The organism is Micromonospora krabiensis (assembly GCF_900091425.1).
GTDB classification, from domain to species: domain Bacteria; phylum Actinomycetota; class Actinomycetes; order Mycobacteriales; family Micromonosporaceae; genus Micromonospora; species Micromonospora krabiensis.
The window spans coordinates 2932555-2958489 of sequence record NZ_LT598496.1; the positions used below are offsets into that span (position 1 = coordinate 2932555).

The window sequence follows — 25935 nt, forward strand, 5'->3', positions numbered from 1 at the left end:
CGCCACGCTACGGCCGATCGATGATGACGAGCGACAGCTCGCTGTCGATCGTGTAGAAGGGACGCACCCGCAGCGCCGGGGCGGGGTCCTCCTCCACCAGGTCGAGCCCGATGTCCTCGGACAGGTGGATCTCGGGATAGGTGTAGACGAGCTTCTTGTCGACCACGTCGTCGACGAAGCGGCCCAGCCGCACCTCGTCGGGCCCACCGGTGTGCCGCACGTTGACGTCCCAGTCCTCGTAGCGACCGAGCCGGAGGTCGGTGAGCGACACCAGGGGCACGGCGACCGTCAGGGCGTCGCCGAACACCGAGGCGACCGGGACGGCGAGTTGATCGGTCCGGTCTCCCCGGCGACGGAGCACCGCCTCGGTCGGAACGCCCGGACCGTGCCAGGTGAACGTCACCGTGACCCACTCGCCGTCGAGGGCGAGCCGGCGGACCTCGGCGTGCGCGGCGCGGACCCAACTGCGCACGCCGAGGAAGCCGTCGGCGGTGCGGTACGGCACGTGCGCCGCCAACCCCGGTCGTTCGCCGGTGAGACCGGCGTCCACGCCGCCCGCGAGCACCCGGGTGTCGAGCCGCTGCGGGCGCGCCCGTCGCCGTCCCCGACCGTCGGTGAGGAAGGCGTTCCACCGCCCCTCGGGAAGCGCGGTCGCGTCGAGCGTGCCGACCTGCCGCAGCCCGTCGTCGGAGGGGCCGAGAGCCACCCGTACGACCGCCCGGGTGTCGCGGTTACGCAGCAGGACCGCCGCCTCGCCGTGACAGCCGGCCGCGTCGACGGACCACCGCAGTCCCCCGTCCGGCAGGACCCGGCAGTCCAGGGCCGGCACGTCCGTCGGCGCCGCGACCCGGCGCCGGATCGCCTGCTGGAGCCGGGTGCTGGTGGCGCGGGCCCGGCGCACCCGGCCGAGCCGGACGAGAGCGCCCATGCTCGCCCGTCGGGCGAGGTCGTTGCCCGCGATGCCCCGCAGCACGGGATCCGCGAGCGACCGCACCAGATGCGGCTCCCGGAGCAGCTCGCCGGATCGGGCGAGGACGGAGCGGCTGGGCGCGCCGCCGGCTGCCCGCCGCACCGGCCGCCTCGGTCGCGCCACGGCGGCACGCCGAACGGCGAGCACCTCCGCGCACTGCCCCGCGAACTGCGCCGCCAGGTGCGCGGGGTCGAAGCGGGCCGAGTTGGCCAACGCCATCTTCCCCATCCGGGCACGCAGGGCGTCGTCCCGCATGAGGGTACGCAGCGCGTCCGCGTACGCGCCGAGGTCACCGCTGGGCACGAGCAGGCCGTCCTCCCCGTGGTCGATGATCTCCCGGGGACCCACGGGGCAGTCGGTGCTGACCACCGGCAGGCCGAGGCGCATCGCCTCGACGATCGTCATGCCGAACGACTCGCGCTCCGAGGAGACCGCCGCGACGGCGCCCTTCACCCACTCCGTCGACATGTCGTCACGCCGGCCCATGAGGCGGACCCGGTCGTAGACGCCCAGTTCGCGGATCAGTGCGGCCAGCGCGTTGCGTTGTTCCCCGTCGCCGTAGATGCGCAGCGTCCAGTCGGGATGGTCCACCGCCACCCGGGCGAAGGCGGCGATCAGCCGGTCGTACCGTTTGATCGGATCGAGCCGGCCGGCCGCCACGATGATCCTGCCGCGGCCGTCGGCCGGCGCCACTCCGGGCGACGGCGAACTGTTGGGCAGGACCTCGATCCGGGTGCCGGGCACCGGGTTGCCGTCGCGGAAGGCCGCCGCGTCCGCGCCGGTGACGGTGTACGCGAGGTCGATCCGCGGATAGTGGCGACTGATCTCCGCCTTCAACGCGGGGTCGATGAGGTCCTGCGTCATGTGCTCCTGGGCGACCCGGACGGTGTGCTCCGGGGCGTGCCGGGCCACCGCGAGGTTGAGCCCCGGCCGGGTGCCCACGACGACGTCCGCGTCGGTCGACCGCAGGTAGTCCACCAGCCGCTCGTCGGTCAGGCGGCTGTAGTGCGAGTGGAACTCCTCGCTCTCCGGCACCAGGGTCGAGGGTTCCCGGTGCCGCGGGTCGGTGCGGTCCGGCCGGCGCGGCCGGGTGTCGACCAGCGGCACCACGCTGATCCGCTCGTCGACCTCGAACATCGTGCGGTCCAGCCGGCGGAACACCGAGGCCACCTCGACCTCGTGGCCGCCCTCGACGAGCGCGGTGGCCAGGTTCAGGACGGCCCGGTTGGTGCCGCCCACACCGTAGAAGTTGTGGATGAGGAAGGAGAACTTCACGGACGTCCCGCCGACTCGTACGGGCTCGGCACCGGGAAGTACGCCTCCAGGAACGGCTCCAGGATGCTGATCTGCTGTTGGAGCTGCTCGTAGGTGGAGTAGGCGTCGTTGATGCAGAAGGTGTCCCAGTCCCGGCGGGCCTCGGCCCGGCGGAGCCGCGCCGCCAGGTCCGGCACGGCGAGCTGCACGTAGCCGTAGTTGACGTGGCCGGGCAGCGCCCGCCCGGTGAGGAAGGCGTAGTAGTGGTGCAGCGAGTAGGTGATCGTGAGGTCGGACGGGCTGCGGAACCTGCTCCACATCGTCGCCTCGTGCTCCGCCGGGAACTCCCGCTCGATCTCCGCCAGGATGCTGCGCCGCAGCGGGTACGGGACGTGCTGGCTGCCCTGGGTGAGCGTACGGCCGAACCGCCGCTCGATGAGCCGGCGGTTGTTCTTGATCATTGCGTCGACGGGGCTGTCGAGGCCGGTGATCGGGCCGACCGGGATCCGGTTCTGGGACAGGAAGAACTTGGTGTGTCCGTTGGCGAGGAAGAAGGTCTGCGGGGCCAGCGGACGCCCGAAGAACATGTCGTCGTTCAGGTAGAGGAAGTGCTCGGCGAGCCCGTCGATGCGGTGCAGCTGACTCTCGATCGCGCACGAGTTGAACGTCGGCAGGGCGGCCCGGTCGGCGAATATCTCCTCGTGGTTGACCAGGAAGATGTTCCCGGCGCTGAGGTCCAGCCAGGGCGGGCACTGCCGGTCGGTCACGATGTAGATGTTGCGCACCCAGGGCACGTTGAGGTGCAGCGACCGGAGGGAGTACTTCAGCTCGTCCCGGTTGATGTAGCGGGAGTCGCTCGCCGCCTCGGCATGGAACGCCTCGCCCTTCTGCGTCGCGCGGCGGCGCTGCCACTCCGGGTCCGCGCCGTCGACCCAGGTGTAGACGACGTCGATGGGGAAGTCGATGTCGTCCGGGAGCGAGTGGTCGAACTCCTGCCGGGTGCGGAAGCGCCGACCGGGCTTCGCCGGCGACGCCAGGCGGGTGAACCGGTGATCGCCCGCGACGACCGGCACGCCGGCCATGGAGACCGACGGCACCATCCGGTTGCGCCGGGGAGCGCGCAACACCGCGGCCTTGCGGTCCGGCTTCCAGAACTCGACGTCACATCCGTACGCGGGCCCGGCGACCAACTTCCCGGTCGGGTCGATCCGGAACCACGTCATCTTGACCGCGCGGGCGAGGTGCACGTCGACCCAGGCCGCCGGGTCGGCCGCGTCCCGCAGCGAACCGGCGATCGGCGGCTTGGGGAGCACCTGGCTCACGTAGCAGCCCTCCGCCGCGCCCAGCTTCTCCAGTGCGCCCAGGGCGGCGACCCGATCATCCTCGCTGACACCGACCACCGGTGTCCGGTCGTCCATCCCGCGGACGACGAAGTGGTCCACCCCGTGCGCGTCCAGGGCCGCGGTCACCGCGGTGTGGTTCAGCTGCCGGGCGAGCAGCGGGGTGAGGTCGGCGTGCACGTGGGCGCGGCGGAGACCGCCGTCGACCAGCACTTCCCGGAGGTCGGACCGCGCGGGGGCCGCCGTGGGATCGGCCAACGGCAGAGGGGAGGTGAGGCTCACGGCACTTCCTTCATCGTGATCGACGTCGCGTCCTTCACCCGCAGGGCGAGCAGGGCACCGGCGGCGGAGACCGCCAGCACCACCGGCTGACCGGCGGAGCCGACCGACACGGCGTGGCTGCCGGCGATCGGGGTCGGCTCGCGAAGCCACCCCCCGACGGCGCGGCCGTCGACTCCCACCCAGGTGAGGCTGGTCGACGAGTCGTCGTCGCGTACGGCCAGCAGCGCCGCGCCGACCTCCGGCACGAACCGGGCGGCCAGCGGGCCGGGCCCGCCGTACCCACCGAGGTCGGCCAGGGTGGACGGGTCCCAGACCGCGCCGCCGGCCTCGGTGCGGAACGACACCACCGACGCGGAGTCCCGGCACCGGCAGAACAGCATCCGGTCACCGCCGGGCAGCGATACGACGGCGGGCGGACCCGCCGGCGCCTCGGTCGGCACCACCGAGTACACGGCGGTGAGGTCCGTCGGGCGGACCAGCCAGTGCGCCAGCCCGCGGCGTCCGGCGGCGAACACCTCGACCGTGCCGTCCGCCAGGACCGCCGTGGTCAGCCCGTCCTGGGTGTCGCCGCCACCGAGGTCCCGCCAGGGGCCCCAGGCGGCGCCGTCGTGGAGCCGTCCACTCAGGCCCTTTCCGGCGTTGCGGGCCAGCAGCAGCAGCCGGCCGCCGGGCAGCGCGACGGCCTGCGGCATCCCGATGTTGCGCCGCTTCGCCGGCTCGCTGTGGGCGTTCGGGTTGCCCAGCGACTCCCAGCGCACCTCCCGGTAGTCCCCGGAGGCAGGCAGCCGGATCGTCCAGACGTCCCGGACGTGCTTGGCGGGGTCGGCCGTGAGTCCCTGCCGGACGGCGAAGAGGCGCCATCCGCCGTCCTCGGTCGGCACGGCGTCCACATGCGGCAGCAGCTTGCGGCCCGGCACGCGACGCCCCTCGGCGAACTCGCCGGAGCGGTCCTCCCGCCAGTGCACGACCTGCCCGCCCCGCACGGCGAAGGCGGAGAGTCGACCGTCCGCGCCCGGTGCCGCCCAGGAGCGCGAGCCGGGATAGCGCAGGGTCGTGCCGGAGGCGTTGCCGGAGGCGATCAGGTCGCCACTGACCTTTCGGTCACCCAGCCCGGCCGGGTCGTCGCTCGGACGCCGGTCGGCCCAGCCGTACACGTCCTTGTAGCGCTGCTTGACGGCCCGCCCCTGCGGGCTCAGGTTGGACGGCCAGCGCCGGACGTAGTAGCCGCGGAACGCCTCGACCGAGGTCTTGCGCCCCCCGCCGGCCGCGAACCAGCGGGTGACCGCCTCGTGCGCGAAGAGACCGGTGGCGGTGTGGAAGCTGTGGTCGGAGTAGCCCTCGGCGTCCGCGTGCCGGGGGTTCGCGCGGTTGTGGACCTGCCGATCCGGATCCGGGTCCATCGTCCAGACGAGCGTGGGGGCGAAGTCGTCGAGCAGCATCACCAGCGACTCGATCAGGCTCTCCCGGGTGTAGCGGTGCTCACGCGACACCGGGGAGCCGAGCGGGACCATGCTCAGGTTCGCCGCGACCCGTCCGTCCCAGAGCTCCGGCAGCGAGTTGGTGTCGGGGGCGGCGGACGCCGGGGGCGTACACCACAGGTTGAGCGAGACCAGCCGGATGTGCGGCGCGTCGACCAGCACCGACACCTCCGCCTCGGCTCCGCCGGCCAGCGTGGTCACCTCCCGGCGCCACTTCGCGTCCCGGTGGCCCAGGACCATGTCGGCGTACGCGCAGCGCAGACCGTTGAACCGGGCCGCCGCGAAGGCTTGGAAGTCCACCGGCAGGTCGGCGTGTTCCGGCGTGCCGCCCGGCGCGTTGCGGCCGTCGGCCTCGCCCGCCGTGAGGCAGACCGTGAGGTGCGCCGCGCTGCTGGCCAGTTGGCTGACCAGCAGCGGGTTGAGGAAGTACAGGTCGTCGTCCTGGTGCGCCATGATGGCCATCGACCGCGCCGGAGCGACGGCGGCGGAGCGCTGCCACACGGTGAGCGGACGCTTGGCCCGGCGACCGAGGGCCCGCAACGACCCCGCCCATTCCCTGTGCTCAGGCATCTCGCGTGCCTTTCTGCCGTGGACCTTCGGTCCCGGTTGTCCCGCCCGACTCGTCGACCGTCCGACCGGCGGCGATACGCATCGACGGCAGCGTCGGCGCGTCCAGGCGCGGACCGACCCGCATCCGCGACACCGCCGACGGGTCCGCCGGCCGAGGAAGCGCCGGCGTGGTCGGGGCGTCCACCTGCCGGGGGATCCGCAGCGACGGGGTCGTCGCCGCGTCCACCTGGCCGGCACCCCGGCGTACGCCGTTGGCCTGCCGCCACAGCGCGCTGGCCCCCTGGGTGCGGCGCTGCGCCACCACGTCGTCCGGCAGCTCGAAGGGGGCCGGGAAGGGCAGGTAGCGGGGCAGGAAGTCAGCCAGCATGCTCTCCTGCTCCGCCATCGACCGGGGATCCGAGTCGGTGTCGTTGAGGCAGAACACGTCGCGGTGGCGTCTGGCCAGCAGCTCGGCGAGGCGCGCGGGGGTCGACGGGTGGCCGAGGTCGGCGTACTCGTACTCGATGTCGCCCGGCACGGCCTGCGCGGTCAGGTACGCCCAGTACTGGTGCAGCGCCGATGGGATGGACAGGTCGCCGTGGTGGCGGAACCGGTGCCGGGCCGTCTCCGTCACGCCGTCGCGGAGCACGTGCTCGATCTGGTACATGATGCTGCGGCGCAGCGCGAACGGCGTGTGCTTCATCTTCTGCGTGATGGTCACGCCGAACTGCCGCTGGATCTGCCGTCGGTTGTTCTTGCCGGCGGCGTTCACCGGCAGGTCTCCCGGCTTCGCGTCGCCCAGCCCGAACTGGGCCGCCGAGGGGAAGAACTTCGCGATCCCGTTGGCGTGGAAGAAGTGGGTGGGCAGCAGCGGCCGGCCCAGGAACACGTCGTCGTTCAGGTAGAGGAAGTGCTCGGCCAGACCCTCGATGCGGTGCAGCCGCGACTCGATGGCGTGCGAGTTGAACGACGATCGCACACCGAGGTCGGCGAAGAGTTCGGCGTGCGAGACGACGGTGACCATCGGGTGGTGCGGGTCGAGCCAGCTCGGCAACTGACCGTCGGTGATCAGGAAGATCCGCCGCAGCCAGGGCGCGAAGCTGTGCAGCGACCGCAGGGAGTATCGCAGCTCGTCCCGGTTGTGGTAGCGCGACGAGTTGGCCGCGACCGCGTGCAGCGGGCCGCCCGCCTCGCCCAGCGCCGCCCGCTTCCGGTCGAGCCACTCCGGGTCCGACCCGTCCACCCAGGTGTAGACGGCGTCGACGGGGAAGCCGACCCGGTCGAAGGCGCGGACGGCGAGGTCACGGCGGCTGCCGTACGTGTGGTCGTCGGCCTCGGGCACGAAGTGGCTGAGCAGCGCCGCCGCGACGCGGACGGGCTCAGGCTCGACGGGCGCCTCGTCGATGACCGCGTTGTGGCGGGGCGCGCGGATGACGTCCCCGTCCCGGGTCCAGAACTCGATCTCGCAGGCGTGCCGCGAGCCGAGCACCACGCCCGCCCGGGCGTCGGTCACCGGGAACCACACCTGGAACACCTCAGTCGGCGTCAGGTCGGGTTGGTGCCGGCCGGGCCGCACCTCCACGGTGCGGATCTGCGCGCCGGAGAGGGCCGGCGCGGCGTGGAGGGTACGCCGAACCGCGTCCCGCTGGTCGGCGACGACCGCCACCGTGCTGCGCAGGTGGTCGTCGTTGCGCAGGCAGTGGTAGCGGATCCCGGCCGCGTCGAGGGCCGACGTGACGGCCGTCAGGTTGCGGTGCCACATCTGCAGGGGCGTGGCGGCCGCCACGACCTCGGCCGGGGTGCGTACGCCGCCGTCGTCGACGCTCACCACCGATCCCACGGGATGCACCGTGTCCCCACCGGGAGCGCGAACGAGCGTACGCACGAGACCGAGCCGCCGGTGCTCCGGCAGCAGGCGGATCAGCCGGCGCCGGGCCGAAGGCGGTAGCAGGCGGTAGACGCGCAGGGCGATCATGCTCGGGACCGCCGGAGTCCGACGGCCGGGCCAGGGGCGCGCACGGTCACCGCCGTCGTGGCGGGACGGACGCTTCCTGCCGTGAACGGAATTCCAACCTCGTGCAAGCAGGCATCGTCGCGCCCTTCCTCACTGCATCCCCGTGTGCCTCCGTACGCCCGCAGAGAGGTCGTGGCGTCACGAGCGGGGAAGCCGCGGGCGGCTGCGCCACGCGTCGTGGCACCGACGACGAGAGCTCCGCGGCGAGGGCGGCGGCGACGAGACATTAGCAGCGTGTTCACGGGCCAGCCATGGATCGGCAATCCTTTGGTTCACCGGAGGGACATCGAGATGGATGCTTCGTTCCTGAAGATCCGTTTAGTGGCAAAAATTCCAGCAATCCGACTGAGTCTCGACTACCAGTTCGGCTGACGGCGACCCCCACCCCTTCGCCGGATGTACGCCACACCACCACCCGCCGATACTCCGCCCGGCCCGGGGGCTCTGGCACAGTTGCGGGATGACCGGGACCGACCCCACCGCGCGTCGGGTGCTGCACCCACCCGCCGGCTACCGCCTCGCGCCCTCGGTCCGCGCCCTGACCTTCAGCCCGTACGACCCGTGCGCCCGGATCGTCGCGGGTGCCCTCTGGTGGGCGACCCGAACCCCGGCCGGACCCGCCACCCTCGCCCTGCGGCCCGCCGACGGCGACCTGCTGGCCGAGGGGTGGGGGCCGGGCGCCGAGTGGGTGGTGGAGCGGGCCGACGCGGTCGCCGGGCTCCGGGACGACCTGGGCGCCTTCGCCGACCTCGCCGCGGCGCACCCGCTGGTCGACCGGCTGGCCCGCGAGCACCACGGCCTGCGGATGCCGGCCACCGGGCTGGTCTTCCCCCGGGTGCTGCGGGCCGTTTTCGAGCAGAAGGTCACCGGCAAGGAGGCCTACCGGGCGTACGCCGCCACGGTCCGGCACTTCGCCGAGCCCGCGCCCGGGCCGGTGCGGCTGCTGCTACCCCCGGAGCCGGCGGCCGTCGCGGCCACGCCCTACTGGGTATTCCACCCCTTCGGGGTCGAGCAGCGCCGGGCGGACACGCTGCGCCGCGCGGCGGCCGTCGCGGACCGGCTGGAACGGTGCGCGGACGCCGCCGAGGCGACCCGCCGGCTGACCGCCGTGGCCGGCATCGGCCCGTGGACCGCCGCCGAGGTGGTGCGGGTGGCGTACGGCGACCCGGACGCGGTCAGCGTCGGCGACTACCACGTCCCGAACACCGTGGCCTGGGCGCTCGCCGGCGAGCCCCGGGGCGACGACGCCCGGATGCTGGCCCTGCTGGAGCCCTTCCGGGGCCACCGCGGCCGGGTCTGCGTGCTGCTGGAGGCCGCCGGCATCCAGGCCCCGAAGTACGGGCCGCGCGCCCCGATCCGCTCGTTCGCCCGCTACTGACCGGCGTCGCCGGGGTCGGACGCCCCGACCGCCGGGGCGGGACGGCGGGGACGTGCGCCACGCTGCTATACAACGGTCCATGTCGATCCTCTCCCTCCGGTTGCTGGCGCGGGTGGCCCTCGTGGCCGTCACGTCGGTGGCCGCGCTCGGCGCCACCGCGGTGCCGGCCACCGCCGGCGCCAAGGCCCTGGCCCTGAAGTCCCTCGCGTTCGCCGCCAGCCGCGTCGACGCGACCGTCGACAGCGCGGTCGTCCCGCTGACCTGGACCGTCACCAACCCCGACGCCGCCGCGCAGGACATGTACGGCAGCCTCCACATCCAGATGGCCGGTCCCACCCCGGGCAGCTACGTCGGGCAGACCTACGAGGTCGACTTCCGCTTCGAGGACGTCACCTACACCAAGGCCCGCTGGGTGTCCGGCACGCCGCGGCGCTCGACCTACACCTACGACTTCGTCGTCCCCCGCTTCGCCGCGACCAGCAGCGCCCAGTGGCTCGTCACCCGGTTCGAGGTCCACGACGAGCGCGGAGCGGCCCTGACCCTCGACCGCGCCGCGCTGGCCGGTCACCGCGGCACCGTGACCGCGCGGACCGTGGCCGACACGACGCCGCCGAGCAGCTACTGGGCCTACCTGGAGCCGCTCAGCGACGCCCGCCCCTACACCTATGTGAAGGACCGCGAGGGCTACCTCAGGTACTACGTCGCCGTGCAGGACTGGGAGTCCGGGGTGTGGCAGGGCAGCCTCCAGCTCACCGGCCCGGGCGGGCAGACCGTGACCGGCCGGTTCGAGGCGTTCTTCCACCGGGCCGACCAGCGGTGCGGCGCCTACAGCGGTGGCGACATCAACTCCACGAGCTGCTCGATCGAGGTGCGCATCCCGGCCAACGCCGCGTCCGGCGAGTGGCGCGTCACCGAGTTGGCGCTGACCGACAACGTCGGCAACCTGGCCGTCGTCACCGACCACGGCCTGGAATCGATCATCGTCACCTCCAACGCCTCCCTCAGCGCGAGCGGCTTCACGGTCAGTCCCAACCCGGTCAACAACTGGACCGTGAACGTCAACGCCACCCTCGGGATGACGGTCGCCGGCGCCCAGGAGGGCGTCCGGGAGATCCTCGTCGACTTCGACAACCACGGCTGCCGGCAGACCTCGACCACGCCGACCGTGGGCGCCGACGGCACGATCGGCCTGCCGATCCTCGTCTACAGTCGCACCGCCCGGTGCACCGTCGTCGGGCTCGCGATCCGGGACGCTGCCGGCGGCCTCGCCCTCTACGGCAGCCGCTACGAGGCGCCCGACCCGGGGCTGACCATCCGACAGCTGACCAGCACCACCCCGCCGACCGCCACGGACGTCTCGGTCACGCCGACGACCGTCGCGCGCAGCCAGGCGCCGGACACCAGGCCGGTCGTCTCGATGTCGGTCACCGCGCCGGTCGCCCCGGTCAACGGCTACTCGATGTACCTCTACGCGGCCGACGGCACGGTGGTGGCCCAGCAGTTCGGCGGCACCGGCGCCGGCCCGGACGGCCGACTCTCGCTCTACGGCTACCTGCCGTACGAGATCACCGCCGGCACCTACACCTACGGGTTCACGCTCAACGACGCCAGTGGCCTGGCCACGACCTACGGCCCGGGCGGTCTGCCCATGCCGGGTGGGCCGCTGACGCTGACCGTCACCGACGAGTAGGCCGCGCGCCGGCTCCGCGCCCGGTCACCTCCGGGCGCAGAGCCGGCGCAGCGTCCGGCCGAGCCACCAGGCGTACGCGCCCTGGAAGGCCCGACCGGCCGGCCCGGCCGCCCGCATCTGCCAGCCGGCCGGGCGACTGAACGCGGTGACCTCGAACCAGATGTGCCCGGCGTCGTCCCGGCTCACCACGAACGCCTCCTCGCCGCGCGCCGGGTGCCCGGGCAGCGTGCCGTAGCCGAAGCCGGTCCGCTGCCCGTCGTCGACGACCCAGACCACCTCGCACGGGGCGCGCAGCCGGAGCGGGCCCACCCCCAGCCCGGCGACCACGCGCACGCCGGGCGCCGCGCGGGGCGCGTCCGCCGTCATCCGGATCCCGGCGGCGCGGTGCAGTCGCCAGCCGAGCACCGCCGCGCCCGCCGTGTCGAGGCAGCCGTCGGGCAGGCGGACGCGGTGGTGGACGTGCCGCCAACCCGCCGGCAGGTCGCCGGTGCGGGTGGCACCCACGTCGGGATAGGTCAGCCCCGCCATGCCCGGCACCTCCACGTCGCGTCCACCGCCAGCGTACGGGCGGTGGGGTGGCCGGGCGGCGGCGTCCCGGCGACGTGTGGTGAGCTGGGCCGATGGGCACGCCACCGCTGATCGCCCGGGCCACCACGGCCGACGCGGGCGAGATCCTGACCGTGCAACGCGCCGCCTACCTGACCGAGGCGCAGCACTACCGGGACCCCTTCCTGCCGCCGCTGACCGAGACGCTCGACGAAATCCGTACGGTGCTGACCGGGCCTACGCTCGTGCTCGCCGCGCGGGACGGGGACCGGTTGGTCGGGTCGGTCCGGGTGTCGGTGATCGACGGCGTGGGGCACGTCGGTCGCCTCGCGGTGGCCCCGGACCAGCAGGGTCGGGGGATCGGCAGCCGGCTGCTGGCCCGGGCCGAGGCGGAGTGCCCGGGTCACGTCGACCGGTTCGCCCTGTTCACGGGCGCCGACAGCCCGCACAACCTGCGGCTGTACGAGCGGCACGGCTATCGGGTCGTCGGGCACCGTCCGGACCCGAACGGTCACTCGCTGGCGTTGCTGGAGAAGGTCTCCGCCCTCATGTCGTCGTGAGCCGGCCCGGCCGCTCCGCCCGCCGACGGCGGCCCTCGCGGGTCCGGCGGCGCGCCGGCCCGGCCGTGCGGGTCAGGCGGCTTCCCGCAGGTCGGCGAGGGTCAGCGGGGTGTGGCGGCGCAGCAGCTCCTCCAGCTCGGGGATCGAGCCGACCTCGCCGAGCACGTTCTTGCCGCCGCCGAACTGGCGCGGGTACCGGTGCACGACGCGGTAGCGGTAGCGACCCCGGATCAGCTCCACGCTGACCCGGTAGCGCCCGCAGCAGCCACAGGTCCACTCCGGCACCCGCCGAAACTAGCTCTGACCTGCTCTTTTCCGATTCGCCCAGGCGACGGGAAGCGGGACGGGGGCGGACACGACGCCCGCCGCCGCGCCGTGATCTGGCTCACCGTTGTCGGTGCCGTCTGGTTGACTGGTCGCCGTGGAGCTGCCGATCAATCCGCCGGTCGAGCCGATGCTGGCCAAGAGCGTCCCGCGCATCCCCACCGCGCCCGGGATGACCTACGAGCCCAAGTGGGACGGCTTCCGGTGCATCATCTTCCGCGACGGCGACGAGGTCGAGCTGGCCAGCCGGGGCGGCAAGTCGATGACCCGCTACTTCCCGGAGGTCGTCGAGCAGGCCCGCCGGCAGCTGCCGGAGCGCTGCGCCGTCGACGGCGAGCTGATCGTGATCCGCCGCGACGGTCCGGGCGGGCAGGCCCGGCTCGACTTCGAGCTGCTGGGGCAGCGCATCCACCCGGCGGCGTCCCGTGTGAGGCTGCTGGCCGAGACCACCCCGGCCGACTTCGTCGCCTTCGACCTGCTGGCGATCGACAACGAGGCGCTGCTCGACCAGCCCTATCCGCGACGCCGGGCCCGGCTGGAGGCAGCCCTGGCCGGGGTGCGCCCGCCGGTGCACGTCACCCAGGTGACCACAGACCCGGAGACGGCGCGGCGGTGGTTCGACGTCTTCGAGGGCGCCGGGCTGGACGGTCTGATCGTCAAGCCGGCCGACCTGCCCTACGAGCCGGGCAAGCGGCTGATGTTCAAGGTCAAGCACGCCCGCACCGCCGACGTGGTGGTGGCCGGCTTCCGCTGGCACAAGTCCGGCCCGGTGGTCGGCTCGCTGCTGCTCGGCCTCTACGACGACGGCGTGCTGCACCACGTCGGCGTGAGCGCGTCGTTCAGCATGGCCCGCCGGGCCGAGCTGCTCGACGAGCTGGCCCCCTACCGGGACACCGGCGGCGAGCACCCGTGGGTGCACGGCGACCACGAGCGGGGGCAGCGCATCCCCGGCGGCGTCAGCCGGTGGACCGGCACCAAGAACCTCGAGTGGGAGCCGGTGCGTCCGGAGCTGGTGCTGGAGGTCGGCTACGACGCGATGGAGGGTGACCGGTTCCGGCACACCGCGCAGTTCGTCCGCTGGCGCCCCGACCGCGATCCGCGCTCCTGCGGCTACGACCAGCTCGACCGGCCGGTCCGCTTCGACGTCGACCAGGTCCTGCGCGGCGACCCGACGGCGACCGTGGAGCCGACGACCGCCGGCCCCGCGTAGCCTGACGGCGAGACGATCACGGAGGCCACTCGTGTCCCGCACCGCCGACCGGATCCGCCGGGTCCGCCGCACCCTCGCCGCGTTCGCCGTCGCGGCGCTGCTCACCGCCGGCTGCACCCTGCCCGCGTTCGCGCCGCGCACCGAGACCGACGGCGCGGCCGCCGCGCCGGGCACCGCGCCGACCTGGCGGGCCTGCCCGGAGGTCGCCGACGAGCTGGTCGGCCGTGGCGCGCGGGACATGCGCTACGAGTGCGCCCGCATCGCGGTGCCCCGCAACTGGGGCAGCGGCGGCGGGGCCAGCACCGGCCCGGGCGCCGGCGAGACCTTCGAGATCGCCCTCCTGCGGGCCCGCTCGACGAAGCAGCGCGACCGCATCGGCTCGCTGGTCATCAACCCGGGCGGTCCCGGCGGCTCCGGGGTGGACACCGCCGTCTACCTCTCCTTCGGGCCGGCGTTCGGCGGGCTGCCCTCGGCGGTGACCGACCGGTTCGACATCGTCGGCTTCGACCCGCGCGGGGTGGCCCGATCCAGCCCCGTGAAGTGCATCCCCGACGCCGACCTCGACGCCAGCTTCGGCTACGACCCCGACCCGCGCAGCCAGGAGTCGTTCGACGGGTTCGTGGCGCTCAACCAGCGGATCGGGCGGGGCTGCGGCGACAAGTACGGCGACCAGCTGCCGCTCTACGCCACCGAGCAGGCGGCCCGCGACATGGACGCGGTCCGCGCGGCGGTCGGCGACGACAAGCTGACCTACCTCGGCTACTCCTACGGCACGCTGCTCGGCGCCACCTACGCCCAGCTCTACCCACAGCGGGTCCGGGCCCTCGTGCTCGACGGCGCGGTCGACCCCAGGCAGGGCCTGGTGGCAAGCTCGGAGAGCCAGGCCAAGGGCTTCGAGCGGGCGTTCGGCAACTTCACCCGCTGGTGCACGGCGAACGCCGGCCGCTGCCCCATCGCGCCCGACGCGCGGGCCGCCGTGACCAGCGCGATCGACAAGGCGCGGGTCTCCCCCGTCCGGGGCGCCGGCGGGCGGGAGGCGACGGCCGGCTGGGTCTTCTACGCCGTCATCTCCTCGCTCTACACGGAGACGGGCTGGCAGGAGTTGGCCCGGGCGATCGACCGGCTCGACGGCGGTGACCCGGCGGAGGTGTTCCGGCTGGCGGACTCCTACGCCGGCCGGGAGGACGACGGCCGCTACTCCAACCTGTTCGACGCCAACCTGGCCGTCAACTGCGCCGACGAGGACGAGAAGCCGAGCCTCACCCAGGTGCGGCAGTTGCAGTCCCAGTGGCGGGAGAAATACCCGCTGTTCGGGCCGGCGCTGGCGGTCGGCATGCTCGCGTGCGTCGAGTGGCCCGGTGGGCGCGACCCCTACCCGACGGGCGCGGCGGCCGGCTCACCGCCGATCGTCGTCGTCGGCACCACCGGCGACCCGGCGACCCCCTACGAGCAGACCGGGGCGCTCGCCTCGATGCTCGGCGTCGGCCGGGTGCTGACCTGGGAGGGCGAGGGCCACACCGCCTACCCGCAGACCACCTGCATCACCAACGCCGTCGACGCCTACCTGCTGGACCTGGCCGTGCCGCGCGAGGGGCAGCGCTGCCCGGCCCGCTGACCCCACCGCCCGGCGGGACACCGCCGTCGTTCGGAGTCGCTGTGCCAGGCTCACGGTATGAGTGACGTGATCTTCCGGGAGGCCGTACGGGCCGACCTGCCCGCTGTCCTCGCCCTGCTCGCCGACGACGTGCTCGGCAGGGCACGGGACTTCACCGAGGTCGACGCCGCGTACGAGAAGGCGTTCGCGGACATCACCGCCGACCCGCGCAACCAGCTGATCGTGGCCGAGCAGGACGGCGAACTGGTCGGCTGCCTGCAGATCACCTACATCCCCGGGCTCGGCCGGCACGGCGCGCAGCGGTCGCTGATCGAGTCGGTGCGGGTGCGCTCCGACCGGCGCGGCCAGGGGCTCGGCCGGCGGATGATGGTGTGGGCGATCGACGAGGCGAAGCAGCGCGGCTGCGCGCTGGTGCAGCTGACCACGGACAAGTCCCGTCACGACGCGCACCGCTTCTACCTCAACCTGGGCTTCGTCGCCAGCCACGAAGGCATGAAGCTGCCGCTCTGACCCCTGCCGATCATGCAGTTGTGGTGCCTCACGAAGGCCACGAAGCGGCCGGAACCGGGCACCACAACTGCATGATCAACGGGTGACGGGGGCTCAGGACTCGGTCAGGCGGCCGTCGCGGAGGGTCAGGGTGCGGTCGGCCAACTCGATCAGGGCCGGGTCGTGCGTGGCGACCAGGACCGTGGTGCCGCGTCCACGCGCCACCGCGCGGAGCAGGTCCATGATGGACCGGCCGGTCTCCGAGTCGAGCTGACCGGTCGGCTCGTCGGCGATCAGCAGGCTCGGCTCGTTCGCCAGTGCCCGGGCCACCGCGACCCGCTGCTGCTGCCCACCGGAGAGCTCGTACGGCCGCTGCGCGGCGTGCCCGCCGAGCCCGACCATTTCGAGCAGCATTGCCACCCGCTCCTCCCGCTGGGCGGCCGGGACGCGGGCCAGCCGCAGCGGCACCCCGACGTTCTCGGCGGCGGACAGGATCGGCACCAGGCCGAAGGTCTGGAAGATGAAGCCGATCGTGCCGCGCCGCAGCGCGAGCAGTTCCGACTCGCTGGCGGCGGTCACGTCGCGCCCGGCCACCGTCACCCGGCCGCCGTTCGGCCGGTCCAGCCCGCCGATCAGGTTGAGCAGGGTGGTCTTGCCCGCACCGGAGCGGCCCCGGACGGCGATCAGCTCACCCCGGCCGCCGCGGAACGACACGTCCCGCACCGCGTGCACGGCGCGTTCCCCGCGGCCGTACGTGCGGCTCAGCCCCTCGACCCGGACGACCTCGTCGCCGAGCGCGGCGGTCGCCCTGGCGGCCTGCCCGGTGACCGTGACACCCGGTCCGTCCATGCCCGTACCTCCCCTCGCCTGCCCGGCCACTTCACCTTGGTTGTCGTACGGGGCCGGTCGTCCGCCGTTCACCGGGTACGCGTGCGAGTTCTCGACGCGGTGCCGGGCCGGTTGCCCCGGTGGCGTCACCGGAAACCGTCCGACCGCGGCACCGGTCGCCGCCTCGTCCCACGTGCTCATGCCCCCGCCTCCCGCTCGGCGCGGCGCTGGTCGCCCGGCCGCACCTCCACGTGGTCCGGCTCCAGGTTGAGCCGCACCCGATCCCGCAACGACAGCGCCTCGACGAACGCGGGCGGCAGCTGCATCCGGCCGGTCCGGTCGAGCACCGCGTACTCCTCGCTGACCAGCTCGGTGCGGCCGTCCTCATGGATTCGCGCGGTCCGGCGTACCTCGGAGGCGGTCCGGCCGTCGCGGATGGCGACGGTACGACGCACCTGGCTGGCCACGGCGTGGTCGTGGGTGACCACGACGATGGTCACGCCCAGCTCGGCGTTGATGGTCTGCAACGCCCCGAACACCTCGGCGCCCGTGGCCTCGTCCAGTTCGCCGGTCGGCTCGTCGGCGAAGAGCACCTCCGGGTCGTTGGCCACCGCGACGGCCACCGCGCAGCGCTGCTGTTCACCACCGCTGAGCTGCCCCGGTCGCCGGTCCGCGCAGTAGCCCACACCGACCAGGTCGAGCAGTTCGCGCGCCCGCTCCCGGCGGGCCCGCCGCCGACGCCCGCCGGCCAGCTCCATCGGCAGCTCGACGTTCTCCTGGGCGGTCAGGTACGGCAGGAGGTTGCGCCCGGTCTGCTGCCAGACGAAGCCGACCTTCTTCCGCCGGTAGCTCAGTCGCCGCTTCGCGGAGAGGTTGAGCAGGTCGTAGTCCGCGACCCGGGCGATGCCGGCGGTGGGGGTGTCCAGGCCGGAGAGGATGTTCAGCAGGGTGGACTTGCCGGACCCGGAGGCGCCGACGATGGCGACCAGTTCGCCACGGTCGATGACCATGTCGAGGCCCTGCAGGGCGACGACCTCCACCCCCTCCGTCTTGAAGATGCGGACCAGTCCGTCGCACACGATGTGGCCACGCAGCCGGTCCTGGCCGCCGGCCCGCTCGGCCGCGCGCTGCGCGGCCCGCTGCTGGAGCGCGGCCAGGTCCGGCACGACCGGTGTCTGGGTAGCGGTCATCTCAACTCTCCTCTCCGAGCCGGAGCACCTCACCGAGGCGCAGCCGGCGGTTGTTCAGGGCCTCGACGGCGACGGCCAGGCCGAGGGCGACCGCCCCGAGCACGACCACCCCGGCCACCAGGCCGGGCTCGAACGCCACCCGGACCGGGTCACCGCTGGTGAACGCGGCCAGTCCGAGCACCGGGTTGAGCAGCAGCGGCAGCGCGGCGCCCACCACGGCACCGGTGAGCACCGAGACGCCGACCAGCGGCGCCAACTCCACCAGCAGCAGGCCCCGCCACTGCCGGCTGGACAGGCCGAGCGTGCGCAGCCGGGACAGCACCTGCCCCCGGGCGCGGGCGCCGGCCAGCACGGTGAACGCGATGGCGAACAGGCCGAGCGCGGCGCCGCCCGCCGCCCCGGCGACGAAGCCGAACGCCAGCAGCCCGTTCGCGCCGTCGGCGCCCACCTGCTGACGCGCCTGCGCCCAGGTGAGCACCTCCACCTCCCGGGGTCGCTCGCCGCCGGTGACGGTGCCGGCACTCTGGTACTGGGCCTGCCCGTCGTTGCCGACCCGCCGCAGGGCCTCCACGTCCAGGTCGTCGCCGGCGAGCAGGAAGCTGGTGGGCACCGGCGTGTTCGTCAGTTCGGGCAGCGCCTGCCAGGGCAGCAGCACGAAGCGGCCGTCCTGGGGCCCGGCCAGCGGGAAGGTCTCCACCGTGTCGGCGACCCGGAACTCGTACCGCAGCGACTGGGTGGTGACGACGGCGGACTTGTCCAGGCCGGCGTGGGCGAGGTCGGCGGCGACCGCCGGGGAGACCACCGCGGGCACCGGGCCGTCCCCCCGTCGGGCGTCCAGCAACGTGTCGGGCACCGTCAGGTCGACGCCGCTCTCCCGCACCAGGCGGGCCAGCGCCGGGCCGTCGACGAGCAGGACGTCGGTGGCGCCGAGCCGCGCGTCGGTGCCGTGCGTGTCGGCGAGGATCCGCTGACCCGACGTGTACGCCACGCCGACCGCGTCGGTCACCCCGGGCAGCCGCTGGAACTCGGCCGCCGTGTCCGGGGCCATCCGGTCGCCGCGGATCACCGCGTCGGCGGGAACCGACCGGGTGGCGGCCCGGTCCCGGCTCGCCTCGACGCCGGCCGCGACCACCGTGCAGAACGCCGCGGTCGCGAAGGCCAGCACCACGACGACCAGCGGGGTGGCCGCGACCGACCGGCCGGCCCGGGCCGTGCCCAGGAACGCCACGCTTCCCCTGGTCCGGGCGGCGATCCGGCTGGCCAGGCGCAGCGGCCACGGGTACGCGCGCAGCGCCAGCACCGCCGCCGCCACCGCCAGCAGCACCGGCACCGACACCAGCAACGGGTCGAGTTCGCCGAGGGTGAGCCCCCGTCGGCGGATCAGGACGACCGCGAGCGCGGCGAGCAGGAGCAGGAACACCTCGACGGTGGCCCGCCGGGCGGAGGGGCGCAGTCGGACCAGGTCCCGGCGCCCGGTGTTCCCGGTCGGCACGAACAGCGTGGCGGCCGGCAGGGCCAGGGTGAGCAGCACGGTCGCGACGATCCCCAGCGGCACGGCGTCCCCGGCCGGTCCGGGGACCAGCGCACCCAGGAGCCACCCGAGCGCGGCGGCGGGCGGGATGACGAGCAGGGACTCGACGAGGCTGCGACGGGCGCCGGAGGTGGCCGCCCCGCCGCGAGCACGCAGCAGCACGAACTCCTGGCGTCGGCGGCGCATCGCCAACGCGGCGGCCAGCAGCACCAACCCGCCCAGGGTGGCCAGGACACCGGCTCCGATCACCGCGAGGAGGGTCTGCGCGGCGGCCAGTGAGGCGGCGAACTTCCCGAGCGGGATGTCGACGCCCTGCACGAGGGGCCGGGAATCGGATGCCGTCCGGACCATCTGCCGGACGCCGTCGACCAACTGGTCCACCCGCCGGACGTCGATGCCGTCCACGCCGAGCCGGTACCGCCAGCCGAACCCGACCGGCCAACCGGTGGCGGCCTGCTGGTCCAGGGCCGCCGCGTCGACGACACCGACCGCGACGAACGGCTGGCCGTCGCCCTGCGGCTCCTCGACCTGGAGGGTCTGCGGCAAGCCGTCCCAGATGCCGTCCCTACGGTCGCGGGGCTGGAAGATCCCCGAAATTGTCACCGAGGCCGGCCGACCCGAGCCGCGGTCGAGGGGGGCCAGGTTCAGGCTGCTGCCGATCCGCAGGTTCAGCTTGCGCGCGACGTCCTCGGCGAGCGCCACCTGCACCGGCTGGCCGCGCTCACCGGCCTTCGGCCACTGCCCGCCGACCAGCGTCCCGGCGGACTCGACCCCGGGTGCCGTCCGCATGATGAGGTTGACCAGGAGGTTCTTGGCCTTCAGATCCGGGCCGGTCAGCCGGCCCGGCACGGCGTCGGCGGCATACCACCGCTGCTCGACGAGGTCCCTCACCTGCGACGGCATCTCCGCCTGCAACCGGTCGAGGTCCCGCTGTTGCGCCGAGACGAGGGAGGTGTTGTTGGCGGCCGCGGTCAGCGGCTTGGTGGTGTAGATCAGGTCCCGCTGCGCGGCCGGGGAGGACGCCAACTGTTCGCGGAGTCCCTCCTCGGCGAGCCGGTTGACCACCCGGGGCACCCCGTTGATCAGCAGCGTGACGAGCACCGTCAACACCGCCAGGAGCGCGAACTGTCCCCCGTACGCCCGGACCCGTCGGGCGCCTGCGCCGATGCTCATCGGACCACCTCCGTGCGTCCGGTCCGTCCGCTGAACCCGGTCACCGTTCTCCCCCGATCCGAAGCTGCGCCGAAGCCACCCGCTGCCGGATGCCGACGGCGATGAACGCGCTGAAGGCGAGTGCCGCCAGCAGCAGGCCGAGCGCGGTCAGCCCGATCGGCAGCCAGGGCAGCGTGAAGGCCGCCTCGGGCACCGGCCGGCCGGCGGCCGGCGTGAGGATGACCAGCGGCGCCATCGTGGCGCCGACGCCCGCCCCCAGCAGTAGGCCGACACCGACCCCGATCCCGGCCAGGAAGGTCTGCTCGGCGAGCAGGGCGCGGGCCAGCAGCCGTGGTGTCGCGCCGAGCGTGTTGAGGACGGCGAACTCGGTCAACCGGTGCCGGGCGGTGGCCCAGACGTCCACCATCAGCCCGACCAGCGCGAGCAGGACGGATCCGAGCGCGGCGGCGAGCAGCGCCGTCCGGGCGCCCCGCCAGTACGGGTCGCGGGCAGCGGCCTCGGCCACCTCACGCCGGTCGACGACGGTCAACTGCGTCAGGCCGTCGGCGGCCCGCCGCGCCTCGGTGTGGCCGCCGTCGTCGGTGCTCACCCACCATTCGGGCACCGGCCGTACGCTGCCCTGGTTGCGGACCAGCCAGTCCACGGCGGCCGGCAGGTCCAGCAGGACTCCGTTCCCGGCGGTGGCGGGCACCGCGTCGATGTCGCCCACCAGCTTCACCGGCAGCGTCACCCCGGACAGGGGCAGGTTGATGGTGTCGCCGATCTTCAGGCTCAGCGCCTCGCGTACGGCCGGGGTCATCAGGGCCGGCACCGGCGTGCTCTGCCCGGCCGGGACGATGGCGAACCGGGAGGACGCCTGGTAGGCCCACCGGCCGCCGGGCAGCAGCTGGATCGGGTGGTCGCCGCGCAGGCCGGTGGCGCCGGCGGTCACCTGCGGGGGCCGGAAGTTGCTGTCGCCGCTGACGCCCATCCACCCCTCGCCGAGGTCGAGGGGCCGGGCCGCGCCGTCCGCACCGACCGTCCGCACCTCGGTCACGTTCAGCCGGTAGGAGGTGCCGGCCGCTTCCCCGGCGTCCGCCACGAACCCGGCGAGGCGGAAGTCACCGCTGCCCTCGGGAATCTGGACGCGGAAGGGGACGGACCGGCCGCTGCTGTCGGCGGGGGCCGCCGGCAGCCGCAGGGCGAGCCCGTCGGCGCGGGTCAGCAGCACCGTGACGGCGACCTGCTGCGGGCGGATGGACTCGCTGACGGGGGTACTGACGGTGCCGGTCAGCGTCCGCGTGCCAGGGGGCAGGGCGAGCCCGGCCGGGGCACTCCGTTCCCGCGCCAGCCGGTCGAACACCGCCGGGGCGGGCGCGTCGGCGAGCCGGTCGCTGAGCCGCACCACCCCGTTCGCGCTCGCCGTGTCGAAGCTCACGACCGTCGCCGGCAGGCTGGCTCGGCCGAGCCGCACCTCGTCGCGCCAGGCGGGAAGCACCCGCTGCACGCCGGGCAGCGCGGCGAGCTCGGCGGCCCGTCCGGCGGGGCCCGACCCGACGCGTTCGGTCAGCCGCAGGTCCGCGCCGACCGTGTGGTCGGCCTGTTCCACCTGGGACCGCTCGCCGGTGCTGACCAGCGACCAGGCGAGGGTGCTTCCGCCGACGGCGAGGGCGAGCAGGAGCACCGGCCCGGCGTGCGGGCGCCGGCCGGCCTGCCACATGCCGAGCACCGTGGCCGTCCACAGTCGGCGGTGGACGAACCGCTCGGCGAAGCGGGTGGCCGGTGGGAGCAGCCGCAGCGCCACCGCAGCGCCGGCCAGCACGCCGAGGGTGGGCGCGGCGACCAGGAGCGGGTCGAGCCCGAGGCTCTCCCCGGCGCCGGCCAGCGGTGAGTCGTACTGGCGCAGCTGGGTCCAGGCGAGCACGGCGAGCGCCACGAGGACCACGTCCAGACTGGCCCGCTGGACGGACGCCGCCCGGTTGGGGCGGGAGCGGGCCGCCATGTCCGCCACGTACGTGCCCGCGCCACGCAGGGTCGGGGCGACCATCGCGACGAGGCAGCCGAGCGCGGTCGCCAGTGCTGCGGCCCAGAGCAGGGTGGCGTCACCGCCGGTGAGCGCGCTGCCGGCCGACCGGCCGGTCTCGGTGTGCCGCAGCGCCTCGGCGGCGAGCAACGGCCCGAGCAGGGCGGCGGGCAGCACGACCAGGGTCGCCTCCCGGGCGGCCAGCCCGGCCAGTTGCCGCCGCGCGGCGCCCCGGGCCCGCAGCAGCGCGGTCTGGCCGCGCCGGTCCTCGTTCATCAGCGCGGCGACCAGCACCAGGGCGTACCCGCCGAGAACCACGATCAGCAGCAGCGGGGTCGCGAGTGACGAGCGGCCCACCAGGTCGGCGCGGGAGATCCGGTCGAGCAGCCCCTTCATCGCGGTGACCGTCTGGGCGGACGACCCGAGGTCGGCCGCCTTGGGCACCTCGGTGAGGGCGCTGTTCACCGCGGGCCAGAGGCGGGGCAGTTGTTCCGCGTCCACGGCGGTGAGGTCGGGTTCGACGACCCAGGACGCCGACACCGATCCGCGGAAGGTCGCGGTGAAGTCGGCCTGGTCCAGCACGAACGGCCCGTACGACGTGCTCGACTCCGCGGCGCTGCCCGCGCCGACGCCGGGCACCAGCCGCCAGTACGGCTCGGTCGGGTCCCGTGGGCGCCAGGTCCCGGCGAGCACGAGCTGGCTGGGCCGGTCCGAGCTGCGGTCGAGCGTCGGCACCCGGGCACCGGCGGTCAACCCGAGCGCCGCGGCGACCTTCTCGGGCAGCGTCACCTGGAGCGGCCGGGCGCCCGGGGTCGGCCACGCCCCGCTGGCCAGCTCGGCGTGCGCCGGCAGGTCGTCCAGGGTGGCGAGGTTGGCGAAGACGGGGTCGGTGCCCTTGCGGGTCGCCGGCCCGAGGTCGCCGGTGAGTTCCCGTCCGCTGCCGAACCGGGCGACGCTCGTGGTGGTCGGCGCGGCGCCGAAGGCGGCGGCGAAGCCGTCCCGGACGATCCGGTCGCGCCGGGTGAACTCGGCGACGTCTTGGCCGGCGGAGCCGGTCAGCAGGAGGCTGCGCTCCTCGACCGGCGCGCCGGACAGCAGCGCCTTCTGGCCGGCGGCCACCGATCCCCGGCTGTAGTCGGAGAGCCCGGTGACCAACGCGACCGCGACAAGCGCGGCCACCACCGCCGCCGCCAGCAGCCCCCGTGCCGCACGGGCCCGCCTCCACACCAGCTTCATCCGACGTCCTCCCCTGGCCCCGGTCGGGCCGACGATCAGGGAGAGCGGTGACGCGGTCGGAAAGGTTCGCGCCCGTTACATGATCGTTATCGCGTGTCTCGCATCCGCGGAGCGGGCGTCAGCGCGGGCGGTCGCGGTCGCGCGACGGTTGGACCCGCTTGGGTTCGCCGGGCATCTTGGGGTGGTCGGGCGGGTAGGGCAGGTCGCCCTGGCCCGCCGCCGCGTCGCGCTCGGCCCACTCCAGCAGGGGCGTGATGTCCCACGGGCTGTCGTCGATGCCGGCGTGCGGGTCGCCGCGCTCGGCCAGCCGCCCGGGCACGCTCGCCAGGTCGAAGTCGTCGGGGTCGACGTCGGGCAGCTCGTCCCAGGTGACGGGGGTGGAGACGGTGGCCCGGGCGTTGGCGCGCAGCGAGTAGGCGCACGCGATCGTGCGGTCGCGGGCCATCTGGTTGTAGTCGACGAAGACGCGGGTGCCGCGTTCCTCCTTCCACCAGGCCGTGGTGACCAGGTCGGGGCGGCGACGCTCCACCTCGCGGGCCAGCGCGATGGTGGCCCGGCGCACCTCGGTGAACGTCCAGCGGGGATGGATGCGCAGGTAGACGTGGACGCCCCGGCCGCCGGAGGTCTTCGGCCAGCCCGTCGCGCCCAGTTCGTCGAGCACGGCGCGCACCTCGCCGGCGGCCTCCGCGGCGTCGGCGAAGTCGGTGCCCGGCTGCGGGTCGAGGTCGACGCGCAGCTCGTCGGGTCGGTCGACGTCACCGGCGCGGACCGGCCACGGGTGGAACACCACCGTGCCCATCTGCGCGGCCCACGCCACGTGTGCCAGGTCGGCCGGGCACAGCTCTGCCGCCGTCCGGCCGCTGGGGAAGCTGATCTCCGCGGTGCGCACCCACGGCGGCACGCCCCGGGCCGGCACCCGCTTCTGGAAGAACATCTCGCCCTCGATGCCCTCGGGGAAGCGCTGCAACGTGGTGGGCCGGTCGCCCAGGGCGCGCATGATCCCGTCGCCCACGGCCAGGTAGTAGTGGAAGACGTCGGCCTTGGTGAAGCCCCGCTGGGGGAAGATCACCCGGTCCGGACTGCTCAGGCGGACGGTGTGCCCGGCCACCTCGATCTCGGTGACGCTTGCCTTCGTGGTGCCACCCATCCCGCGACCCTATGCGACGGGTACGACGTCGGGCGTACGGTTGGCCCGTGAGTCTTGACGACAGCGAGCTGCCCCGCACCGAGGACGAGTGGCGCGTCCGCCTCAGCCCGGAGGAGTTCCGGGTGCTGCGCCAGGCCGGCACGGAGGCCCCGTGGACCGGTGAGTACGTGGACACGAAGACGCCGGGCGTCTACCACTGCCGCGCCTGCGGGTTGGAGCTCTTCTCCAGCGACACCAAGTTCGACTCGCACTGCGGCTGGCCGAGCTTCGACGACGCCATCCCCGGTCGGGTGAAGGAGATCGAGGACCGCAGCCTGGGCATGGTCCGCACGGAGATCCGCTGCGCCCGGTGCGACAGCCACCTCGGGCACGTCTTCCACGGTGAGGGCTTCACGCCCAAGGACACCCGGCACTGCGTCAACTCGGTGTCCATCCGGCTCGAACCGCGCTGACCCGAGGGCGCGGCTCACCCGGTGGCCCCGCCCAGCAGCCGCACCTCGGCGCTGCGGGACTGCTCGACCCGCCGGGCCAGGTCGAGCACCCGTGGGTCCGTGCCGGCGGCCAGGTGGGCGCGGGCCAGGTCGGCCGCCGACCGCTGGTGGGCGCCGAGCACCTCACGCAGCACCCGGTCGACGTCGGCGCCGGTGGCCGTACGCAGCCGGTCCAGCTCCGTCGGAGTGACCCCGTGCCCGTCGTGGGCGTGGCGTCCCGGCCCGGCGGACGGGCCGGCCTCGCGCAGCCAGGCCCGCATGGTGGTCAGCTCGTCGGTCTCGGTGGCGTCGATCGCGGCGACCAGTGTCCGCAGGTCGGCGTCGGTCAGCCGGTCCCGGGTCAGCCGGACGATCTCCAGGGTCTGCTCGGTGTGGGCCACCATCATGGTCAGGAACAGCAGGTCGATGCCGCTGGCCGCGGGCGTGGCGGACGGCCCGGGCGCGGTGGCGCCGGCCGCCGGCCGGGGCGCGTCGGGCGGCGACGACACCGGCCCGGCCGCGCACCCGGTGGTGACGCCCAGCAGCAGGACGACGAGCGCGGTCGTCGCGGACAGTCGGGTCATGCCGGCCCTCCGGGTTCCGGTCGGGACGAGGGGCGCACGGGTTGCGACCGGCGCGGGGAACGCGCCGGTCGCGGT

The 25935-nt window shown here is 74.2% G+C and carries 20 protein-coding genes; 8 read left to right on the forward strand and 12 right to left on the reverse strand.

Annotation, left to right across the window (positions count from 1 at the left end):
- Positions 1–7: 7 nt before the first annotated feature.
- Genes GA0070620_RS13065 through GA0070620_RS13080 form a run of 4 tightly spaced genes read right to left on the reverse strand, consistent with a single transcriptional unit; the run spans position 8 to position 7848 of the window.
- Entirely contained in the window at positions 8–2245 is a 2238-nt protein-coding gene (locus tag GA0070620_RS13065) for a glycosyltransferase family 4 protein (protein ID WP_172836424.1), read from the reverse strand.
- The gene (locus GA0070620_RS13070) at positions 2242–3846 is read right to left on the reverse strand and encodes a stealth family protein (RefSeq protein WP_197677592.1); all 1605 of its coding nucleotides are present in this window, start codon (positions 3844–3846) and stop codon (positions 2242–2244) included. Before GA0070620_RS13070 ends, GA0070620_RS13065 begins: the two co-directional genes overlap by 4 nt.
- Positions 3843–5894, reverse strand: coding sequence for a PIG-L family deacetylase (locus GA0070620_RS13075; RefSeq protein ID WP_091590553.1), 2052 nt, complete (start codon positions 5892–5894; stop codon positions 3843–3845). The genes GA0070620_RS13070 and GA0070620_RS13075 overlap by 4 nt, the downstream gene beginning before the upstream one ends.
- The gene (locus tag GA0070620_RS13080) at positions 5887–7848 is read right to left on the reverse strand and encodes a stealth family protein (protein ID WP_091590556.1); all 1962 of its coding nucleotides are present in this window, start codon (positions 7846–7848) and stop codon (positions 5887–5889) included. The genes GA0070620_RS13075 and GA0070620_RS13080 overlap by 8 nt, the downstream gene beginning before the upstream one ends.
- A gap of 273 nt (positions 7849–8121) precedes the next feature.
- On the opposite strand from GA0070620_RS13080, the gene GA0070620_RS32670 reads away from it, so the two are divergent.
- The 3 genes from GA0070620_RS32670 (at position 8122) to GA0070620_RS13090 (ending at position 10955) form a co-directional block, all read left to right on the forward strand.
- Positions 8122–8259: a hypothetical protein gene (locus GA0070620_RS32670; RefSeq protein WP_157741608.1), complete on the forward strand. Its 138-nt coding sequence runs from the start codon at positions 8122–8124 to the stop codon at positions 8257–8259.
- An 88-nt stretch (positions 8260–8347) separates the two neighbouring features.
- Positions 8348–9265, forward strand: coding sequence for a DNA-3-methyladenine glycosylase family protein (locus tag GA0070620_RS13085; RefSeq protein ID WP_091590557.1), 918 nt, complete (start codon positions 8348–8350; stop codon positions 9263–9265).
- A 79-nt stretch (positions 9266–9344) separates the two neighbouring features.
- Complete coding sequence (locus GA0070620_RS13090; RefSeq protein ID WP_091590561.1) at positions 9345–10955, forward strand: hypothetical protein; 1611 nt, start codon at positions 9345–9347, stop codon at positions 10953–10955.
- A gap of 24 nt (positions 10956–10979) precedes the next feature.
- Here GA0070620_RS13090 and GA0070620_RS13095 read toward each other — a convergent pair whose 3' ends face one another.
- Positions 10980–11483: a DUF1990 family protein gene (locus tag GA0070620_RS13095; RefSeq protein WP_091598680.1), complete on the reverse strand. Its 504-nt coding sequence runs from the start codon at positions 11481–11483 to the stop codon at positions 10980–10982.
- Positions 11484–11575: 92 nt separating this feature from the next.
- Between GA0070620_RS13095 and GA0070620_RS13100 the strand changes: the two genes are divergently transcribed.
- Positions 11576–12061 (forward strand): GNAT family N-acetyltransferase, encoded by a 486-nt coding sequence (locus GA0070620_RS13100; protein ID WP_091590563.1) that lies wholly within the window; start codon positions 11576–11578, stop codon positions 12059–12061.
- Positions 12062–12133: 72 nt separating this feature from the next.
- Here GA0070620_RS13100 and GA0070620_RS13105 read toward each other — a convergent pair whose 3' ends face one another.
- Positions 12134–12346: a hypothetical protein gene (locus GA0070620_RS13105; RefSeq protein ID WP_091590566.1), complete on the reverse strand. Its 213-nt coding sequence runs from the start codon at positions 12344–12346 to the stop codon at positions 12134–12136.
- Positions 12347–12482: 136 nt separating this feature from the next.
- Between GA0070620_RS13105 and GA0070620_RS13110 the strand changes: the two genes are divergently transcribed.
- The 3 genes from GA0070620_RS13110 to GA0070620_RS13120 are packed head-to-tail and all read left to right on the forward strand — an operon-like array spanning position 12483 to position 15720.
- Positions 12483–13595, forward strand: a complete 1113-nt coding sequence (locus GA0070620_RS13110; protein ID WP_091590570.1) for an ATP-dependent DNA ligase — start codon at positions 12483–12485, stop codon at positions 13593–13595.
- Between the two features lie 31 nt (positions 13596–13626).
- On the forward strand, positions 13627–15210 hold the full coding sequence (locus GA0070620_RS13115) for an alpha/beta hydrolase (protein ID WP_091590573.1): 1584 nt from the start codon (positions 13627–13629) through the stop codon (positions 15208–15210).
- A 57-nt stretch (positions 15211–15267) separates the two neighbouring features.
- Positions 15268–15720, forward strand: a complete 453-nt coding sequence (locus GA0070620_RS13120) for a GNAT family N-acetyltransferase (protein WP_091590575.1) — start codon at positions 15268–15270, stop codon at positions 15718–15720.
- 93 nt (positions 15721–15813) lie between these two features.
- Here GA0070620_RS13120 and GA0070620_RS13125 read toward each other — a convergent pair whose 3' ends face one another.
- The 5 genes from GA0070620_RS13125 to ligD all read right to left on the reverse strand — a co-directional run bounded on the left by GA0070620_RS13125 (position 15814) and on the right by ligD (position 24806).
- Entirely contained in the window at positions 15814–16548 is a 735-nt protein-coding gene (locus tag GA0070620_RS13125) for an ABC transporter ATP-binding protein (RefSeq protein ID WP_091598683.1), read from the reverse strand.
- A gap of 176 nt (positions 16549–16724) precedes the next feature.
- Positions 16725–17717, reverse strand: coding sequence for an ABC transporter ATP-binding protein (locus tag GA0070620_RS13130; RefSeq protein ID WP_091590578.1), 993 nt, complete (start codon positions 17715–17717; stop codon positions 16725–16727).
- Position 17718: 1 nt separating this feature from the next.
- Complete coding sequence (locus tag GA0070620_RS13135; RefSeq protein WP_091590580.1) at positions 17719–20421, reverse strand: FtsX-like permease family protein; 2703 nt, start codon at positions 20419–20421, stop codon at positions 17719–17721.
- 40 nt (positions 20422–20461) lie between these two features.
- A complete protein-coding gene (locus tag GA0070620_RS13140) occupies positions 20462–23659 on the reverse strand; it encodes an FtsX-like permease family protein (protein ID WP_091590583.1) in 3198 nt (1065 codons plus the stop codon).
- A 118-nt stretch (positions 23660–23777) separates the two neighbouring features.
- The gene (ligD, locus tag GA0070620_RS13145) at positions 23778–24806 is read right to left on the reverse strand and encodes a non-homologous end-joining DNA ligase (RefSeq protein ID WP_091590586.1); all 1029 of its coding nucleotides are present in this window, start codon (positions 24804–24806) and stop codon (positions 23778–23780) included.
- Positions 24807–24853: 47 nt separating this feature from the next.
- On the opposite strand from ligD, the gene msrB reads away from it, so the two are divergent.
- Complete coding sequence (gene msrB, locus GA0070620_RS13150) at positions 24854–25258, forward strand: peptide-methionine (R)-S-oxide reductase MsrB (protein WP_091590589.1); 405 nt, start codon at positions 24854–24856, stop codon at positions 25256–25258.
- 14 nt (positions 25259–25272) lie between these two features.
- On the opposite strand, the gene GA0070620_RS13155 is transcribed toward msrB, so the two are convergent.
- A complete protein-coding gene (locus GA0070620_RS13155) occupies positions 25273–25860 on the reverse strand; it encodes a DUF305 domain-containing protein (RefSeq protein WP_091590591.1) in 588 nt (195 codons plus the stop codon).
- Positions 25861–25935: the final 75 nt, after the last annotated feature.

Coding starts and splice junctions, on each gene's coding strand:
- GA0070620_RS13075 (WP_091590553.1), bottom strand. CDS start 5,894: ATGCCTGAGCACAGGGAATGGGCGGGGTCGTTGCGGGCCCTCGGTCGC.
- GA0070620_RS13080 (WP_091590556.1), bottom strand. CDS start 7,848: ATGATCGCCCTGCGCGTCTACCGCCTGCTACCGCCTTCGGCCCGGCGC.
- GA0070620_RS13085 (WP_091590557.1), top strand. CDS start 8,348: ATGACCGGGACCGACCCCACCGCGCGTCGGGTGCTGCACCCACCCGCC.
- GA0070620_RS13090 (WP_091590561.1), top strand. CDS start 9,345: ATGTCGATCCTCTCCCTCCGGTTGCTGGCGCGGGTGGCCCTCGTGGCC.
- GA0070620_RS13095 (WP_091598680.1), bottom strand. CDS start 11,483: ATGGCGGGGCTGACCTATCCCGACGTGGGTGCCACCCGCACCGGCGAC.
- GA0070620_RS13100 (WP_091590563.1), top strand. CDS start 11,576: ATGGGCACGCCACCGCTGATCGCCCGGGCCACCACGGCCGACGCGGGC.
- GA0070620_RS13120 (WP_091590575.1), top strand. CDS start 15,268: ATGAGTGACGTGATCTTCCGGGAGGCCGTACGGGCCGACCTGCCCGCT.
- GA0070620_RS13125 (WP_091598683.1), bottom strand. CDS start 16,548: ATGGACGGACCGGGTGTCACGGTCACCGGGCAGGCCGCCAGGGCGACC.
- GA0070620_RS13130 (WP_091590578.1), bottom strand. CDS start 17,717: ATGACCGCTACCCAGACACCGGTCGTGCCGGACCTGGCCGCGCTCCAG.
- GA0070620_RS13135 (WP_091590580.1), bottom strand. CDS start 20,421: ATGAGCATCGGCGCAGGCGCCCGACGGGTCCGGGCGTACGGGGGACAG.
- GA0070620_RS13140 (WP_091590583.1), bottom strand. CDS start 23,659: ATGAAGCTGGTGTGGAGGCGGGCCCGTGCGGCACGGGGGCTGCTGGCG.
- ligD (WP_091590586.1), bottom strand. CDS start 24,806: ATGGGTGGCACCACGAAGGCAAGCGTCACCGAGATCGAGGTGGCCGGG.
- GA0070620_RS13155 (WP_091590591.1), bottom strand. CDS start 25,860: ATGACCCGACTGTCCGCGACGACCGCGCTCGTCGTCCTGCTGCTGGGC.